The sequence below is a fragment of the Mesorhizobium sp. WSM4809 genome (genome assembly GCF_055811655.1).
Window position 1 is genome coordinate 424,493 of sequence record NZ_JBVVQW010000003.1, and the last position, 16,700, is coordinate 441,192.

Sequence of the window (16,700 nt, forward strand, 5' to 3'; positions counted from 1 at the left end):
AACCCCTCAAGATGGTCGGCGGATCGTTCGGTCGCTATACTTCGTTCATGACGGGCTATGTCTATTTAACTGCGAGCCGGAAACGCGGCACCATCTATATTGGCGTCACAAACGATCTCGGCCGCCGAATGCCCGAGCACAAGTCTGGTGAGGGTTCGCGCTTTACTGGGCGGTATGGCGTAGAACGCTTGGTTTGGTACGAAGAGTATTTCGACATCCGCGATGCAATCCAGCGCGAGAAGTCGCTGAAACGTTGGCCGCGTCAATGGAAGATTGAATTGATCGAAAAGGCCAATCCGGAGTGGTTCGAGCTTTTCCGCGGGACTGGGTGGTAGCGCCAAGTTCTGCACTGCTTTGATCCGCCATACCGTCACGGAATGGATCCTCGGGTCTGCGCAGGAGCTTCGCTCCCGCTACGCCCGTGGATGACGAAAGGATGAGGCCTATTCCACCGTCACCGATTTCGCCAGATTGCGCGGCTGGTCGACGTCGGTGCCCATGAACACGGCGGTGAAATAGGCGAGCATCTGGATCGGCAGCGCGTAGATGATCGGCGAGATGATTTCCGGCACGTCCGGCAGCACGATCGTCTCCATCGTCTTGACACTCGTCAGCGCCGCGCCCTTGCTGTCGGTGATCAGGATGATCTTGCCGCCGCGTGCCGCCACTTCCTGCATGTTCGACACGGTTTTCTCGAAAATGCGGTCGTGCGGCGCGATGACGATGACCGGCATGTTCTCGTCGATCAGCGCGATCGGCCCATGCTTCAGCTCGCCCGCGGCATAGCCCTCGGCGTGGATATAGGAGATTTCCTTGAGTTTCAGCGCGCCTTCCATGGCCAGCGGGAAGTTGGTGTCGCGGCCGAGATAGAGCACGTCCTTGTAGCGCGAGAGTTCACGCGCGATCCGCTCGATCTGCTCTTCAAGCTTGAGCACTTGGTTGGCATAGCGCGGCGCTTCCGAAAGCGCGCGCACCAGGGCCTTCTCTTGTTCTTTCGAGATCGTACCGCGCGCCACGCCAGCCCGCACGGCAAGCGATGCCAGCACCGACAACTGGCAGGTGAACGCCTTGGTGGAGGCGACGCCGATTTCCGGCCCGGCGAGCGTCGGCAGCACGACGTCGGATTCGCGCGCCATGGTCGATTCGCGCACATTGACGATCGCGCCGATCTTCATGCCGGCCTTGCGGCAGTAGCGCAGCGAGGCCAGTGTGTCGGCGGTCTCGCCCGATTGCGAGATGAAAAACGCTGCGTCGTTCTTCGACAGCGGCATTTCGCGGTAGCGGAATTCGGAGGCGACATCGATGTCGACCGGCAGCCGCGCATAACGCTCGAACCAGTATTTGCCGATCAGGCCGGCAAGATAGGCGGTACCGCAAGCCGAAATCGCCAGCCGGTTGATCTCTGCGAAATTGAACGGCAGATCCAGCGGCTTGGAGACACCGCCGACAAAATCGAGATAATTCGCCAAGGTATGCGAGATCACCTCGGGCTGCTCATGGATCTCCTTCTCCATGAAATGGCGCCGATTGCCCTTGTCGACCATGAAGCTGGTCGAAAGCGACTGCTGGCGCTTGCGGTCGACCTTTGTGCCGTCGATGTCGAAGATGGTGACGCCGTCGCGGCGCACCACCGCCCAGTCGCCATCTTCGAGATAGGTGATCGAATTGGTGAACGGTGCGAGCGCGATGGCGTCGGAGCCCAAAAACATCTCGCCATCGCCATGGCCGACAGCCAAAGGCGGACCGTTGCGCGCGCCGACGATCAGGTCCTCGTCGCCCTTGAACATGATGGCCAGCGCGAAAGCGCCTTCCAGCCGCTTCAGCGCCTGGTGCGCGGCCTCGACCGGCTTCAGCCCTTTGGCGAGTTCGCGCGCCACCAGATGGGCGACGACCTCGGTGTCGGTCTGCGAGGAGAAAGAATAGCCATCGCGGATCAGTTCTTCGCGCAATTCGGCGAAATTCTCGATGATGCCGTTATGGACGATGGCGACACCGTCGGAAAAATGCGGATGCGCATTGGTCTCGTTGGGCACGCCGTGTGTCGCCCAGCGTGTGTGACCGATGCCGATCGTACCGTCGAGCGGCTCGTCCTTGAGCCGGCGCTCGAGGTTGATCAGCTTGCCTTCGGCGCGGCGGCGAGCAAGCTGGCCGTGCTCGATGGTGGCGACGCCGGCCGAGTCATAGCCGCGATATTCCAACCGCTTCAGCGCATCGACAATGAGCGGCGCAACCTGCGAGTGGCCGACGATTCCAACGATACCGCACATGCAGACAGCCCCCGATTCCCCGTGGAAAACCAGCGCTATTTAGGGATGGCCGGCCTGCCGCGAAAGTCACATTGCATTTCGTCCCGTGTAACGGAACGCTCATTCTTGTCGATGCACCATGACAGACCGCTCTTGCAATCCGGTTACTGCAATCGTTCGGTTTTTTGTGGGCTGGTCTTACTTTTTCTTCGCAGCCGCGGCCGAGGCAAAGCGCTCGCGCAATTCCTTGCCCTTGCCTGGAATGGTCTTCTGGCGGGCGCGGCCGAAGGCCAGCGCGTCGTCGGGCACGCTTTCGGTGATCACGCTGCCCGAGGCGATGTAGCCGCCCTTGCCGATGGTGACAGGTGCCACCAGCGACGAATTGGAGCCTACAAAAGCGCCCTCGCCGATGTCCGTGAAGAATTTCGAATAGCCGTCATAATTGCAGGTGATGGTGCCGGCGCCGATATTGGCTCCCGCGCCGACGCGGGCATCGCCGATATAGGTCAAATGGTTGACCTTCGCGCCCTCTTCGATAACCGCCTGCTTGACCTCGCAAAAATTGCCGACCTTAGCCTTGTCCCGGAGATCAGCACCCGGCCGCAGCCGCGCGTACGGCCCGACATCGCAATTGGACGCAATGGTGGCGCCTTCGATGTGGCTGAACGCATGTATCTTGGCGCCCGTCGCGATCTTCACGCCCGGACCGAACCAGACATTGGGCTCGACGATCGTGTCAGTGCCGATCTCGGTGTCGTGCGAGAAATACACCGTCTCCGGCGCGATCAGCGTCACGCCCGACAGCATCGCGTCGTGCCGCCGGCGCGCCTGCCAAATGCCCTCGGCTTGCGCCAGTTCGGCGCGGTTGTTGATACCGAGTGCGCTTTCGAAGCTGGCTTCGGTGGCGACGACATCGAGGCCTCGCGCACTGGCGATCTCGACAATGTCGGTGAGATAATATTCGCCTTTGGCGTTGTTGTTGCCTACCTGATCGAGCAGTTTCAGCGCGTGATCACCGGCCACCGCCATCATGCCGGCATTGCAGAAGGCTATTTTTCTCTCCTCCTCGGAGCAGTCCTTCTCTTCGCGGATGGCGATCAGCTTGCCGTCCTTTTCGATCAGCCTGCCATATCCGGTCGGGCTGGGCGGGCGGAAGCCGATCACGACGACGGCGGCGCCCTCGGCCAGTTTCAGCCGCGCCACGGTCAGCGCATCCGCGTCGATCAGCGGCGTGTCGCCAAACATCACGAGAATATCGTCATAACCCTTTGATATCGCTTCGCGCGCGGCCAGCACGGCGTGCGCGGTTCCGAGGCGCTTGTCCTGCACGAAGGTCTCGGCCTTCGGCGCGAATTTCGCCGCCGCCTTGCGCATCTCTTCCGCGCCATGACCGATCACCAGCGCCTGGCTGCCCGCGCCGGCAGCTTCGGCCGCCCTCACCACATGGGCGACCATCGGCAGGCCGGCAATCTGGTGCAGCACCTTCGGCAGCACGCTCTTCATGCGCGTGCCTTCGCCGGCGGCGAGAATGACGGACAGGCAGGATCTCTGGCTCATGGAAGGGACAACCATACGAAAAGGGTTGGGAATCAAAGCATGCTAGCAGTGGCGCCTTGCTTCACCAATGCGGTTAAATTTCGGTGAGATGGCGGAGCAGCTGACTCTTAATCAGCGGGTCTTAAAACGGCATTCGGCAGTCAGCACACCTACAACAGGCCGTGTTTCCTGAATTCCGCCTGCTCGTCACCTGATATCCAGCCAAACACCTTCAGCTTGCCGTCGCGCTTTTCGACGAGATAGTTGACCGCAAAGTCGATGGTCACGGGACTCCCATCCTTGCGTTCATAGTCACCGGCCCAGTTTACCTCAGCCACGCAATGGTCCTGGTCGACAGGTGTCACAGAGACCTCCTTGCAGGTCATCCTCTTGCTGCCGAGGGCACGATAGGCCTCAAAACCCTTTGTCATGATGGCCTTCAACTGCTCGCCATTCTCGCCAACCATGACCGCGGCCGGCGTCACCGAGACAAAACCGGCCGAATACATGTCCGCGACGTCGTTGAGATCAACGGTGTCGGCGATCGCGTCATTGTAGATTTTCTCATAGACCTTGAAGAATTTTCGCACATCCGCCTTGGCTACCATTCTCGCCTCCCGGCTCGAAAAAGTGTTGATCAACGGTACTGCAAATGCGGGCTGCCGTGCATCGTTCCGCCGACGCGACCTACCCCAGCCGCCCCAGCACCGGGAAATTTTCCAGCAGCCAATAAGACACCGTCTGCACGCCGCCGGTGAGGAAAAACACGCCGGCGACCACCAGCAGCGCGCCGATCGCTTTTTCGACGCGGCCGAGATGGACGCGGAATTTGCCAAGGAAGCGCATGAAGGCGCCTGAAAACAGGGCGGCGATCAGGAACGGGATGCCTAGCCCGAGCGAATAGGCGGCGAGCAGCAGCGCGCCCTCGCCCACCGTCTCGCGGCCGCCGGCCAGCGTCAGGATCGGACCGAGCACCGGGCCGATGCAGGGCGTCCAGCCGAAGGCGAAGGCCAGCCCCATGACATAGGCCGCGACCGCACTTGCCGGCTTGCCCTGCGACTGGAAGCGCGCCTCGCGTGAAAGCAGCGGAATGCGCAGGATGCCGAGGTAATTCAGGCCCATGAGGATGATCAGCACACCGGCGCCCATCGCCAGCGGCTCCTGCCAGATACGCAGCAGCCGGCCGATGGTCGAGGCGCCGGCGCCAAGCGCGATAAAGACGGTCGAGAAGCCGAGCACGAAGGCGATCGAGGAATAAAGCAGCGCGCCGCGTGCGCCTTCGCGCGCAGTCGCACCCGCATTGCCGCGGAAATCGTCGACCGACACGCCGGCCATGTAGCAGAGATAGGGCGGCACCAGCGGCAGCACGCAAGGCGACAGGAACGAGATGGCTCCCGCCCCGACCGCGCTGACATAGCCGATGTCCAATGCCATTTCCAGGAACTCCACTGTCGTGCCGCTGATATAGCGACGCGCAGCCTTGTCCACCAATCACCATTGTGTTGGCAAGATCATGCTTGCCCGGAAGAACTGAGAGGGAAGAAACGGCAGCCCCTGGGCGTTGACACAGCGAGGCCGCGATTTCCCGCGCGTCTCCAGATACCAGTCAGGGAGATTTCCATGAAAACCATAACCGCAGGACTGGCAGCGCTTCTGCTCAGCACCGCCGCATCCTTCGCCGCCGACGCGTGGAAGGAAGCCGAGGTCAATGGCACCAAGATCTACACCGACGCCAATGGAATGACGCTCTACACCTATGACAAGGACGAGAAGGGCAAGAGCAATTGCTACGACAAATGCGCCACCAACTGGCCGCCGCTGAAAGCCGAAGCCGGCGCCAAGGCGGACGACGAATGGACCGTTGTCGACCGCACTGACGGCACCAAGATGTGGGCCTATGACGGCAAGCCGGTCTACACCTTCATCAAGGACAAGAAGCCCGGCGATGTGACCGGCGACGGCGTCGGCGAGGTCTGGCATATCGTCAAGGCCGACTAAGTACGTCAATCCCGCTTGCTGGCGGGACAAGGGCTGGTCGCCGGGCATCTCCATGCACCCGGCGGCCGGCATCGAACAGGCCCTTATAAATGTAGCCCTTCCGGTTTGGGCAGCATTTCAACGACTCGGCGGAAAAATGAATCGGGTCGTTTCCGCTCACTCGGGGACCACCATCTCCCTTTCCCAAATTCTGTGATTTTCTCCATACACTCTAAGAGTGTATTGCTTCGGATCGGCCCGCAATTTGGGCGCCTCCCCTTGACCGGATGCAAAAGCGCGGCCATGTGAGCGACAAATAGAACGAGATTTCGTCGCGCGCAGCGGAATTCTTCTGCCGCACCACAGCTGATATGAGACCTCATGGACGTCGTCGTCGTCGAATCGCCGGCCAAGGCGAAGACAATCAACAAATACCTCGGCAAGAACTACAAGGTTCTGGCCTCGTTCGGCCATATTAGGGATTTGCCGGCCAAGGACGGCTCGGTGCGTCCGGATGAGGATTTCGCCATGTCCTGGGCGGTCGACACGGCCTCGGGCAAGCGGCTTGCCGACATCGCCAAGGCGGTCAAGGATGCCGATGGCCTGATCCTCGCCACCGACCCGGATCGCGAAGGTGAAGCCATCTCCTGGCATGTGCTGGAGGTGCTGAAGCAGAAGCGCGCGCTGAAGGACAAGCCGGTCAGCCGCGTCGTCTTCAATGCCATCACCAAATCGTCGGTGCTGGAGGCGATGGCCAATCCGCGCCAGATCGATGCGCCGCTGGTCGATGCCTATCTCGCCCGCCGGGCGCTGGATTATCTCGTCGGTTTCACGCTGTCGCCGGTGCTGTGGCGCAAGCTGCCGGGCGCCCGTTCGGCCGGCCGCGTCCAGTCGGTTGCGCTGCGCCTGGTCTGCGACCGCGAATCCGAGATCGAGCGCTTCATCCGCGAGGAATACTGGCAGATCGCCGCCCTGCTGGGTACGCCGCGCAACGAGAATTTCGAAGCGCGGCTGACCGCCTTCGATCGCAAGAAGCTGCAAAAGCTCGACATTTCCAACAAGGCGCAGGCCGACGACATCAAGTCGATGCTCGAAGGCGCGACCTTCAAGGCGGTGTCGGTCGAAGCCAAGCCGACCAAGCGCAATCCCGGCCCGCCCTTCACCACTTCGACGCTGCAGCAGGCCGCCTCATCGGGCCTGGGCTTCTCGGCCAGCCGCACCATGCAGGTGGCGCAACGTCTCTATGAAGGCATGGAGATCGGCGGCGAGACCACAGGTCTCATCACCTATATGCGAACCGACGGCGTGCAGATGGCACCCGAGGCGATCGACGCCGCACGCGACGCCATTGCCAAGGAATTCGGTCCGAAATACCTGCCGGAAAAGCCGCGCCAATACACCGCCAAGGCCAAGAATGCCCAGGAAGCGCACGAAGCGATCCGCCCGACGGATTTCATGCGCACCCCGGCATCGGTCAGGCAATATCTCGATTCCGACCAGATGCGGCTCTATGAGCTGATCTGGAAGCGCGCCATCGCCAGCCAGATGCAGCCAGCCGAGATCGAGCGCACCACCGCCGAGATCGAAGCGGTCAACGGATCGCGCACCGCAGAGCTGCGTGCCATCGGTTCGGTCGTTCGGTTCGACGGTTTCATCGCCGCCTACACCGACCAGAAGGACGACGATGCGGAAGACGAGGAAAACCGCCGCCTGCCTGAAATCCGCGCCGGCGAGCAGCTAGCCCGCCAGGCGATCAATGCCACCCAGCACACCACCGAGCCGCCGCCGCGCTATTCCGAAGCTTCGCTGATCAAGAAGCTGGAAGAACTCGGCATCGGCCGGCCTTCTACCTATACGGCGATCCTGAAGACGCTCGAGGACCGTGACTACGTCACCATCGACAAGCGCCGGCTGGTGCCGCAGGCCAAGGGCCGGCTGCTGTCGGCCTTTCTTGAAAGCTTCTTCAAGCGTTATGTCGAATACGACTTCACCGCGTCCCTCGAGGAAAAGCTCGACGAGATTTCCGACGGCAAGCTCGCCTGGAAGGACGTGCTGCGCGATTTCTGGAAGGATTTTTCCGGCGCCGTCGCCGACATCAAGGAACTGCGCGTCACCGACGTGCTCGACGCGCTCAATGAAGAACTGGCGCCGCTGGTGTTCCCGACGCGGGAGGACGGCTCCAATCCGCGCATCTGCCCGAAATGCGGCACCGGCAATCTGTCGCTGAAGCTTGGCAAGTTCGGCGCCTTTGTCGGCTGCTCCAACTATCCCGATTGCTCCTTCACCCGCCAGCTCGGCGATGCCGCCAATCCCAATGGCGAGAATGGCGGCGGCGAGGACGGCACCAAGGTGATCGGCAAGGACCCTTACACGTCAGAGGAAATCACGCTGCGCAGCGGTCGCTTCGGCCCCTATCTGCAGCGTGGCGACGGCAAGGAGGCCAAGCGTTCCAGCCTGCCCAAGGGCTGGACGGCCGAGTCGATCGACCACGAAAAGGCGCTGGCGCTGCTGTCGCTGCCGCGCGATGTCGGCCAGCATCCGGAAACCGCCAAGATGATCTCAACCGGGCTTGGCCGCTACGGCCCGTTCGTGCTGCATGACGGCACCTATGCCAATCTCGAAAGCATCGAGGACGTGTTCTCGATCGGCCTCAACCGCGCCGTATCGGTGATCGCCGAGAAGCAGCTGAAGGGCAAGGGCGGCCGCAATGGCGGTACTGCCGCGGCGCTGAAGGAGCTTGGCGACCATCCGGATGGCGGCGGCAAGATCGTCGTGCGCGACGGCAAATACGGGCCTTACGTGAATTTCGGCAAGGTCAATGCTACGCTGCCCAAGGGCAAGGATCCGCAGTCGGTGACGATCGAGGATGCGCTGGCATTGATTGCCGAGAAAGAGGCCAAGGGCGGCGGCGGCAAGAAGCCGTTCCGAAAGGCAGCCGCGGCCAAGGCCCCGGCGACCAAGAAAGTGGCAGCCAAGAAGCCGGCTGCGAAGAAGCCGGCCGCGAAGAAAAAAGGATAGGACAGCGTGGCGCGCAAGATCACCGGCAGAACCCACGGCGATCCGCGCACCGCCGACACCAGGGCCAAGGTCAAGGACGACTACCGGCCCTCGCGTGACGAAATCCTGCGCTACATCGCCGAAAATCCCGATCGCGCCGGCAAACGCGACATCGCCAAGGCGTTCGCACTGCGCGGCGACGACCGCATCTGGCTGAAGGATATTTTGCGCGACTTGCAGGACGAAGGCGTCCTCACCAAGGAGCGCAAGGGGTTGGCTCGCGTCGGTGCCCTGCCCCATGTCACGGTCCTCGATATTTTCGACCGCGATGCCGATGGCGTGCTCTTGGCCCGTCCTACCGAACACACGGCCAATGGGCCGCCGCCCATCGTCTCCATCCGCCTGTCGCGCAGTGGCAGTGGACCGGCGCCCGGCATTGGCGACCGCGTGCTGGCCAAGACCTTTCCGGCCGACGACACGAACGTCGCCCTGGGCGGCCCCGCCTACACCGGGCGGGTGGTGAAGATTTTCGAAAAACGTACCGATGCCGTGCTCGGTGTCTTTCGCATCTTGCAGGACGGCACCTTCCGCATCGAGCCGGTGGAACGGCGCCAGCCCGAACTGATCGTCGACAAGGAATTCCAGAACGGCGCCAAGAACGGTGACCTGGTGGAGGTCGAGCCGGCGCGGGCTTCCCGCTATGGGCTGCCGAGGGCCAAGGTGCTCAACGTGCTGGGCTCTCTGACCAGCGAAAAGGCGGTCTCGATGATCGCCATCCACGCGCACGACATTCCGCATATCTTCCCGGCCGACGTCATCGCAGAATCCGAAGCGGTCAAGCCGGCGACGCTGGATCACCGCGAGGATTGGCGCGACCTGCCGTTGATCACCATCGATCCGGCCGACGCCAAAGACCATGACGACGCCGTCTTCGCCACGCCGGATCTCGACGAGAAGAACCCCGGCGGCGTGGTTGCCACTGTCGCAATCGCCGACGTCGCCGCCTATGTGCGCTACGGCACGGCGCTCGACCGCGAAGCATTGAAGCGCGGCAATTCGGTCTATTTCCCGGATCGCGTCGTGCCGATGCTGCCCGAGCGCATCTCCAACGATCTCTGCTCGCTGCGCGAGGGCCAGGACCGTCCGGCGCTCGCCGTGCGCATGGTTTTTTCAGCCGAGGGCCGCAAGCTCAGGCACTCCTTCCATCGCGTCATGATGAAGTCGGCGGCAAAGCTCGCCTACCAACAGGCTCAGGCGGCAATCGACGGCGCGCCGGACGACAAGACAGGTCCGATCCTCAAAACCGTGCTGAAGCCACTGTGGGACGCCTATGCGATCCTCAAGCGCGGCCGCGACGGCCGCCAGCCGCTCGAACTCGACCTGCCCGAGCGCAAGATCGTGCTCAAGCCGGACGGCACCGTCGATCGCGTCATCGTGCCGGACCGGCTCGATGCCCATAAGCTCATCGAAGAATTCATGATCCAGGCCAATGTCGCGGCGGCCGAAACGCTCGAGGCGAAGAAACAGGAACTGGTCTATCGCGTCCATGACGCGCCATCACTGGCCAAACAGGAATCGCTGCGCGAGTTCCTGCAGACATTGGGCCTGTCACTCGCGCGCGGCGCGCAGATGCAGCCAAGCCAGTTCAACGGCATTTTGGAGCGCGTGCGCGGCGCCGACAATGAAGGCCTGGTCAACGAAGTGGTTCTGCGCTCGCAGAGCCAAGCCGAATACTCGCCAAAGAACATCGGCCATTTCGGTCTCAACCTCCGCCGCTACGCGCATTTCACCTCGCCGATCCGCCGCTATGCCGATTTGATCGTGCATCGCGGACTTATTGCCGCACTCGGATTGGGTCCGGGCGGGCTGACGCAGGACGAAGCGGCACGGCTCGAAGATGTCGCCGTGCTGATTTCCGGGACGGAACGCCGCGCAATGGCGGCCGAGCGGGACACGGTCGACCGTCTGATCGCCGCCTACCTTGCCGAACGCGTCGACGACCGGTTCGATGCCCGCATCTCCGGCGTCACCAAGTCAGGACTATTTGTCCAATTGCCGCAGTACGGCGCGGATGGTTTCATCCCGGTGTCAACATTGAACGGCGATTACTATATATACGACGAAACGGCCCGCTCCCTGTTCGGAGAACGCTCGGGCAAAGGCTATCAACTCGCGGACCGCGTCGAGGTCCGTCTCATCGAGGTGGCGCCGATGGCCGGGGCGATGCGCTTCGAGATGTTGACCGACCCGAAGCCTCTGCCGGGCTCCAAGCGGTCGTTTCACAAGGCCAAGGGCCGCGCTCGCGCGTCGCAATCGCGACCGGGTTCGCGCGGCAGGAGACGATGATGACAACAGCCATGGAAGAACAGGTTTTCGGCGGAGAACATCACTCGGGCCGGACCGCGCGCCCGCTGTGGACGGCGATGAAGCGCGGCCTGCTCGGCCGCTGCCCGCATTGCGGCGAAGGCAAGCTGTTTCGCGCTTTCACCAAGACCGTCGACACATGCAGTGTCTGCGGCGAGGAATTGCATCACCACCGGGCCGACGACCTGCCCGCCTATCTGGTCATCGTCATCGTCGGCCATGTCGTGCTGGGCGCCTTCATGGGCGTTGAGGCCACGTCGACGCTGTCCACATGGCAGCACATCGCCATCTGGGTTCCGCTGACCATCCTTTTGTCGGTTGCGTTGCTGCAGCCGATCAAGGGTGCCGTCATCGGACTGCAATGGGCCTTCTATATGCACGGCTTCGGCGGCGAGCACGACGTGATCGAGCCGCATCCCGGAGCCTAGGCCGCAGCCAAGAATGCTGCCTGGCGCAACATACCGACCGTGAAAGGCCACTTTCGCTTGCCAGAAGTTTCCGCTAGGTCCTGCGCATGGACGGTATGACCAAGGCGGAAGTCGACAGGATCGAGCGGAGCATGATCGCTCATAGCGACCGGCCAATTCGCCCGCGCGACGCGGCAACCCTCATCCTGCTCGACCGCAAGGACGATGACGTGCTGGTTCTGATGGGTCGCCGTCATGCCGGCCACGCCTTCATGCCGGGCAAGTTCGTCTTTCCCGGCGGCCGCACCGATCCGGCCGACAGCCGCATACCGGTCGTCGCCGCATTGCACCCGGAGCAGGAAGCCAGGCTGATCGCCGGACCGGGCCGCACAAGCGCCGCACGAGCCCGCGCCATCGCCCTGTCCGCCATCCGCGAAACCTATGAGGAAGCCGGGCTGCTGATCGGCCGCAAGGGTGCTTTCGCAACCTCCAGGTCCGATTGGCAAGGCTTTGCCGAACACGGCGTGCAACCCTCTCTCGACATGCTGCGCTTCGTTGCGCGCGCCATCACGCCGCCCAACCGCGTGCGCCGCTTCGACACCCGCTTTTTCAGCGCCTGGCGTGACGACGTCGCCGTCGAACTGCCCGGTGGCAGTCCCACCAACGAGCTCGAAGAGCTGGTCTGGCTGCCGCTCGCCAAGGCCAGGGAAGCCGACATACCCGACATCACCCGAATGATCCTGGACGAGCTGGAAAAGCGCCTCGCCCATGATCCACTGTTGCGTCCAGGCGGACCCGTGCCCTTCTACCGGCTTGTCCGCAGCCGCTTCACCCGCGAACTTCTCTAGAGCAATTCCAGGAAAAGTGTGACGCGGTTTTCCCTGGAAAAGCGCTCAGCACTTTCCTTAGATCAAACAGGCAGAGTATTCAGCATCCCATGACGGTCGATACCCAACCACAGGGCGACGAACGCGTACACTGGCTGCCGATGGTGGCGGCGATCTCGTCGATCAGCGTCGTCGGCATCGCCATCGGCCTCGGCATGCCGCTGCTCAGCGTCATCCTTGAAACGCGCGGCCATTCGGCTTCGATGATCGGCCTCAACACCGCCGTTGCCGGCCTCGCCTCGATCGCCGGTGCGCCGCTGGCGACTCCGCTCGCCATGCGGTTCGGCGTTGCCTGGACCATGATCGCCATGATCGCCGCCGGCGCGCTGGCCTTTGTCGGCTTTCATTTCGCACCCGATTTCTGGATGTGGTTTCCACTGCGCATCGTGCTGCACATCGCGCTGACGGTGCTGTTCATCCTGTCCGAATTCTGGATCAGCACCTCGGCGCCGCCGCACCGACGCGGCCTTGTGCTGGGCATTTACGCCACTGTCCTGTCGCTCGGCTTTGCCGCCGGACCGTGGCTGTTCGCCCATCTCGGCAGTTCCGGCTTCAGGCCGTTCGGCGTCATCATCGCCTTGGTGACGCTGGCGGCGATACCCGTGCTGGCAGCACGCAACGAGAGCCCCTCGATCGCCTCGGATGGCGAAACCAGCAATTTCCTGCGCTACATCTGGCTGGTGCCGTCGGCGACCGCAGCCGTGCTGGTGTTCGGCGCGGTGGAAACCGGCGGCTTTGCGCTCTTCCCGATCTATGGCAGCCGCATCGGCTATTCCGAGGCCGATGCGGCCCTTCTGCTGACCATGATCGGCCTCGGCAATGTGTTGTTGCAGATCCCGATCGGCATGATCAGCGATCGCGTCAGCAATCGCCGCTACCTGCTGATTGCCTGCGCCACGGTCGGTCTTATCGGCACCGTCTTCATGCCCTTCTTCGCCCAGAATTGGCATTTGATGGCCGCGCTTCTGTTCGTCTGGGGCGGCGTCGTCGCTGCCATGTACACGATCGGCCTTGCCCATCTCGGCTCGCAGCTTTCCGGCCATGAACTGGCGTCGGCCAACGCCGCCTTCGTGCTGTGCTACGGTGTCGGCATGGTGCTCGGCCCGCAGGCGATCGGCATCGGCATGGATGCGTTCGGCCCGTCCGGCTTCGGCTGGTCGCTCGGCCTGTTCTTCGCCGCCTATATCGCTTTGGTCGCCGTCAGGTTGGTTCGCAAGATCCTGCTGTAGCGCAACTTCCGCCAGCCTGCATTTGGCGCGCACGGTGGCAGGCTGCTGACAGAACCGTGTCAGGAGCACAGGGCTAAAAGAGTGTCCCAAAACACTTGAGGACACTTCCATGATCGACAGCGGCTTTGAAACCACATCGCTACGAATGACACTGCTTCTGCTCGTGACCTTCCAGGCTCCGGCCGCCGACGTCGACCGCATCATGGATGCTGTGGTGGCGATTGCGCCGCTGGCCATGGGCAAATATGACCGCAATGCCTATCAGTCGGCGCACGGCATCGAACGCTACAGGCCGCTTGACGGTGCGGCCGCCGGTGCCGAAACCGAATTGCGGCGGCGGCCCGGCACGGTCGAGGTTTCCTTCGAACTGCCGGACGACCAGGGGCTGGCCGCCCGCGTCGTCGAGGCGATTTTCCAGGCCCATTCCTACCAGGAACCGGTGATCCGCATTCAGCCGATTCTCGCCAGCCGTTCCAAGGGACTGGACGACCGCGCCAATCCGAATCGCTGGTGGAACACGACCGGAGACTGGAAGAAGGTTGCTGCACCGGCGACGGAAACCGCATGATTTCCGTTCACCAGCAGGCTCAGGCGGGTCGCACTAGGCTTGCCGGGCTTGACTTTCCGGGCGCGTTCTTTATGTGTCGCGCCAAGTTTCCCGCGTCCGGGTGTTTCCCCGTGCTCCAGCGGCCAAAACCCCACGAACAAACGGACTGATATCATGGCCAAAGCCGCAAACATCAAGATCAAGCTTCTGTCGACCGCCGACACCGGTTTCTTCTACGTGACCAGCAAGAACAGCCGCACCAAGACCGACAAGCTGTCGTTCCGCAAGTACGACCCGGTCGCCAAGAAGCACGTCGAATTCAAAGAAACCAAGATCAAGTAATCTGGTTTCCCGCTGCAATGCCGAAACGCCGCCCAATGGGCGGCGTTTTTCGTTTGTAACCAGTTGATTTCGTTGCACGTGAGCAGAGACTGCAGCCAAAAGGATTGACCCTTCGCCAAGGTTGCGGCACCCTTCGCCGTGGGTTGGGTGTCATGAACAAGGCGCCTATGGATGTCGAAGAAGGTGAAAGCTGCAATCATTGCAGCCCTTGTCGCTCTGGTTGCTGGCTTCGCCGTCAGCAACGGGCTGATAAGCCAGCAGACGGCCGATGAGATCAAGGCCAGGACTGACCAGGTTCTGAGTGAGGAAGAGGCCGCACCGCCTGCACCTCAGCCTGACAGTCCCGCCGCGCCTTCCACGGAACCCCCACCGCAGGCTCCGACCCCTCCCGCCGCCGCACCCCCGCAAGGATCACAACAGGGTCAATGAAGGAGCCCCGCCAGTATTGGCTCCTCTCGTGCGATCGTGCCACCTTGAGTGTATCGTTTTAATACAATCGGCGATTGGTAGACTTGCACCACGGATAGGCAGTTAGTTTCAGCGTCAGGCAAAAAGGGGGGAAATGCCTCGCACTGGGAGAAAACGATGTCCGTACAAAAAGGCGACTTTCGAACCAACAGAGCCGACTACGTGATTGCCGCGATGCATGGCGGAGTGACCGCCGACGACAGCGTTCGAGACGAGAACCTGGCAAGGAGAAAGAAGTCCCTGTGGCTGAAGGAGCGGCGATCGGCCAAGTCGGCTGAGAACCCGTTGGACAGTTCGCCGCTGTCCAAAAGAAGCCCTCGCGGTTAGCGGTCTACAATCCTCTTCCGCGATCACACCATATCCGCACACAACCCACTCGCCCATATTGCAGGCGCCGCCGTCGGTGTGACTAACTCCGACGGCGGCCCAATTCGTGGCGAAATGACCTCCGTTCTGTTGAGAAGACGGCGGGACTAAGGTCTTGTGCTGTAGACGCAAAGGTCCGAGTGGTCCTGTTAGGTTCCGGAAATGTCTGTTGGACGTTCCGCTATTTTATCCAATTGAAATGTAGCGTTACCTGTATTTCCCGCCCGACATCGGCGCCTCATACGGCTGCCCGCCGCCCGGCTGAGTCCCCCTCAGCCGATGCGATCACCGCTTTTCAGATCGAACAGATGCAATTGGTCTGGTTCGACAACCAACCTCACCTCGTCGCCGGGCTTCACGCCGGCACGGCCCATGGCAAAGACGCAAAGCTGCTGGCTGGCCAGCTTGACGTAGAACTGCGTCGAAAGGCCGAGAGGCTCGACCACACCCACCTCCCCCTTCAACGCGCCCTCATCCGCCAACTTGATATGCTCGGGCCGCAGACCGACGGTGATGGCGTCACCGTCCGTCAGCGGCAGGCCTTCCGGCAAGCGCAGCACCTGGCCATCGGCCAGTACGGCCTCACCACCGTTGCGAACCATCGCCGGCAGGAAATTCATGCCGGGGGAACCGATGAAACCGGCGACGAACATGTTGGCCGGCCGATCATAGAGATCGAGCGGTGCGCCGACCTGCTGGATCAACCCGTCATGCATGACGACGATCCGGTCGGCCATGGTCATCGCCTCGATCTGGTCATGCGTGACATAAACCGATGTCGTCTTCAGCTGCTGATGCAGCGCCTTGATCTCGGCGCGCATATGGACGCGCAGCTTGGCGTCGAGGTTCGACAGCGGCTCGTCGAACAGGAAAACCTTGGGATCGCGCACTATGGCACGCCCCATGGCGACGCGCTGGCGCTGGCCGCCGGACAGTTGCCGCGGCAGGCGCTGCAGGAACGTGTCGAGCCCGAGCCGCTTGGCGGCGCCGTCCACCCTGGCGTCGATCGTCGTTTTCTCCGCCTTCTTCAGGAGCAGGCTGAAGCCCATGTTCTTCGACACGTCCATATGCGGATAGAGCGCGTAGGACTGGAAAACCATGGCGATGTCGCGGTCCTTGGGTGCCACGTCGTTGACCAGCCGCTCGCCGATGCGGATCTCGCCACCGGAAGCCTCCTCCAGCCCGGCGATCATGCGCAAAAGCGTGGACTTGCCGCAGCCTGACGGCCCAACCAGGACGACGAACTCGCCATCGGCGATTTGAAGGTCGACCGCGTGTAGGACACGGACGGCGCCATAGTCCTTGCGGACCTTTTCGAGCGTAACAGAGGCCAT

Annotated in this window: 15 protein-coding genes; 10 read left to right on the top strand and 5 right to left on the bottom strand. The window is 62.2% G+C overall.

Annotated elements, in window-relative coordinates; all coding sequences use genetic code 11:
• Window positions 1-47 precede the first annotated feature (47 nt).
• Window positions 48-335 (top strand): GIY-YIG nuclease family protein, encoded by a 288-nt coding sequence (locus AC0L24_RS10140; protein WP_127383549.1) that lies wholly within the window; start codon window positions 48-50, stop codon window positions 333-335.
• 108 nt (window positions 336-443) lie between these two features.
• On the opposite strand, the gene glmS is transcribed toward AC0L24_RS10140, so the two are convergent.
• The 4 genes from glmS to AC0L24_RS10160 all read right to left on the bottom strand — a co-directional run bounded on the left by glmS (window position 444) and on the right by AC0L24_RS10160 (window position 5,216).
• On the bottom strand, window positions 444-2,267 hold the full coding sequence (glmS, locus tag AC0L24_RS10145) for a glutamine--fructose-6-phosphate transaminase (isomerizing) (protein ID WP_473563679.1): 1,824 nt from the start codon (window positions 2,265-2,267) through the stop codon (window positions 444-446).
• A gap of 177 nt (window positions 2,268-2,444) precedes the next feature.
• On the bottom strand, window positions 2,445-3,803 hold the full coding sequence (glmU, locus tag AC0L24_RS10150; protein ID WP_473563680.1) for a bifunctional UDP-N-acetylglucosamine diphosphorylase/glucosamine-1-phosphate N-acetyltransferase GlmU: 1,359 nt from the start codon (window positions 3,801-3,803) through the stop codon (window positions 2,445-2,447).
• Between the two features lie 149 nt (window positions 3,804-3,952).
• Window positions 3,953-4,390, bottom strand: a complete 438-nt coding sequence (locus tag AC0L24_RS10155) for a nuclear transport factor 2 family protein (protein ID WP_128364238.1) — start codon at window positions 4,388-4,390, stop codon at window positions 3,953-3,955.
• A gap of 79 nt (window positions 4,391-4,469) precedes the next feature.
• On the bottom strand, window positions 4,470-5,216 hold the full coding sequence (locus AC0L24_RS10160; RefSeq protein WP_292635180.1) for a cytochrome c biogenesis CcdA family protein: 747 nt from the start codon (window positions 5,214-5,216) through the stop codon (window positions 4,470-4,472).
• Between the two features lie 186 nt (window positions 5,217-5,402).
• Here AC0L24_RS10160 and AC0L24_RS10165 point away from each other — a divergent pair, with 186 nt between their 5' ends.
• The 9 genes from AC0L24_RS10165 to AC0L24_RS10205 all read left to right on the top strand — a co-directional run bounded on the left by AC0L24_RS10165 (window position 5,403) and on the right by AC0L24_RS10205 (window position 15,327).
• The gene (locus AC0L24_RS10165) at window positions 5,403-5,780 is read left to right on the top strand and encodes a COG4315 family predicted lipoprotein (RefSeq protein WP_127327270.1); all 378 of its coding nucleotides are present in this window, start codon (window positions 5,403-5,405) and stop codon (window positions 5,778-5,780) included.
• Window positions 5,781-6,140: 360 nt separating this feature from the next.
• Window positions 6,141-8,777 (top strand): type I DNA topoisomerase, encoded by a 2,637-nt coding sequence (gene topA, locus AC0L24_RS10170; RefSeq protein WP_473563681.1) that lies wholly within the window; start codon window positions 6,141-6,143, stop codon window positions 8,775-8,777.
• 6 nt (window positions 8,778-8,783) lie between these two features.
• Window positions 8,784-11,102 (top strand): ribonuclease R, encoded by a 2,319-nt coding sequence (rnr, locus tag AC0L24_RS10175; protein ID WP_473563682.1) that lies wholly within the window; start codon window positions 8,784-8,786, stop codon window positions 11,100-11,102.
• An 11-nt stretch (window positions 11,103-11,113) separates the two neighbouring features.
• Complete coding sequence (locus AC0L24_RS10180; RefSeq protein ID WP_174800363.1) at window positions 11,114-11,548, top strand: DUF983 domain-containing protein; 435 nt, start codon at window positions 11,114-11,116, stop codon at window positions 11,546-11,548.
• A gap of 86 nt (window positions 11,549-11,634) precedes the next feature.
• Window positions 11,635-12,375, top strand: coding sequence for an NUDIX hydrolase (locus AC0L24_RS10185; RefSeq protein WP_128364705.1), 741 nt, complete (start codon window positions 11,635-11,637; stop codon window positions 12,373-12,375).
• 89 nt (window positions 12,376-12,464) lie between these two features.
• Window positions 12,465-13,643, top strand: coding sequence for an MFS transporter (locus tag AC0L24_RS10190; RefSeq protein ID WP_473563683.1), 1,179 nt, complete (start codon window positions 12,465-12,467; stop codon window positions 13,641-13,643).
• Between the two features lie 109 nt (window positions 13,644-13,752).
• Window positions 13,753-14,211 (top strand): YqfO family protein, encoded by a 459-nt coding sequence (locus AC0L24_RS10195; RefSeq protein WP_128364706.1) that lies wholly within the window; start codon window positions 13,753-13,755, stop codon window positions 14,209-14,211.
• Between the two features lie 153 nt (window positions 14,212-14,364).
• The gene (gene rpmG, locus AC0L24_RS10200) at window positions 14,365-14,532 is read left to right on the top strand and encodes a 50S ribosomal protein L33 (protein WP_006201775.1); all 168 of its coding nucleotides are present in this window, start codon (window positions 14,365-14,367) and stop codon (window positions 14,530-14,532) included.
• Window positions 14,533-15,117: 585 nt separating this feature from the next.
• The gene (locus tag AC0L24_RS10205) at window positions 15,118-15,327 is read left to right on the top strand and encodes a hypothetical protein (protein ID WP_127271560.1); all 210 of its coding nucleotides are present in this window, start codon (window positions 15,118-15,120) and stop codon (window positions 15,325-15,327) included.
• 311 nt (window positions 15,328-15,638) lie between these two features.
• Here AC0L24_RS10205 and AC0L24_RS10210 read toward each other — a convergent pair whose 3' ends face one another.
• Window positions 15,639-16,700 (bottom strand): ABC transporter ATP-binding protein, encoded by a 1,062-nt coding sequence (locus AC0L24_RS10210; protein ID WP_127810546.1) that lies wholly within the window; start codon window positions 16,698-16,700, stop codon window positions 15,639-15,641.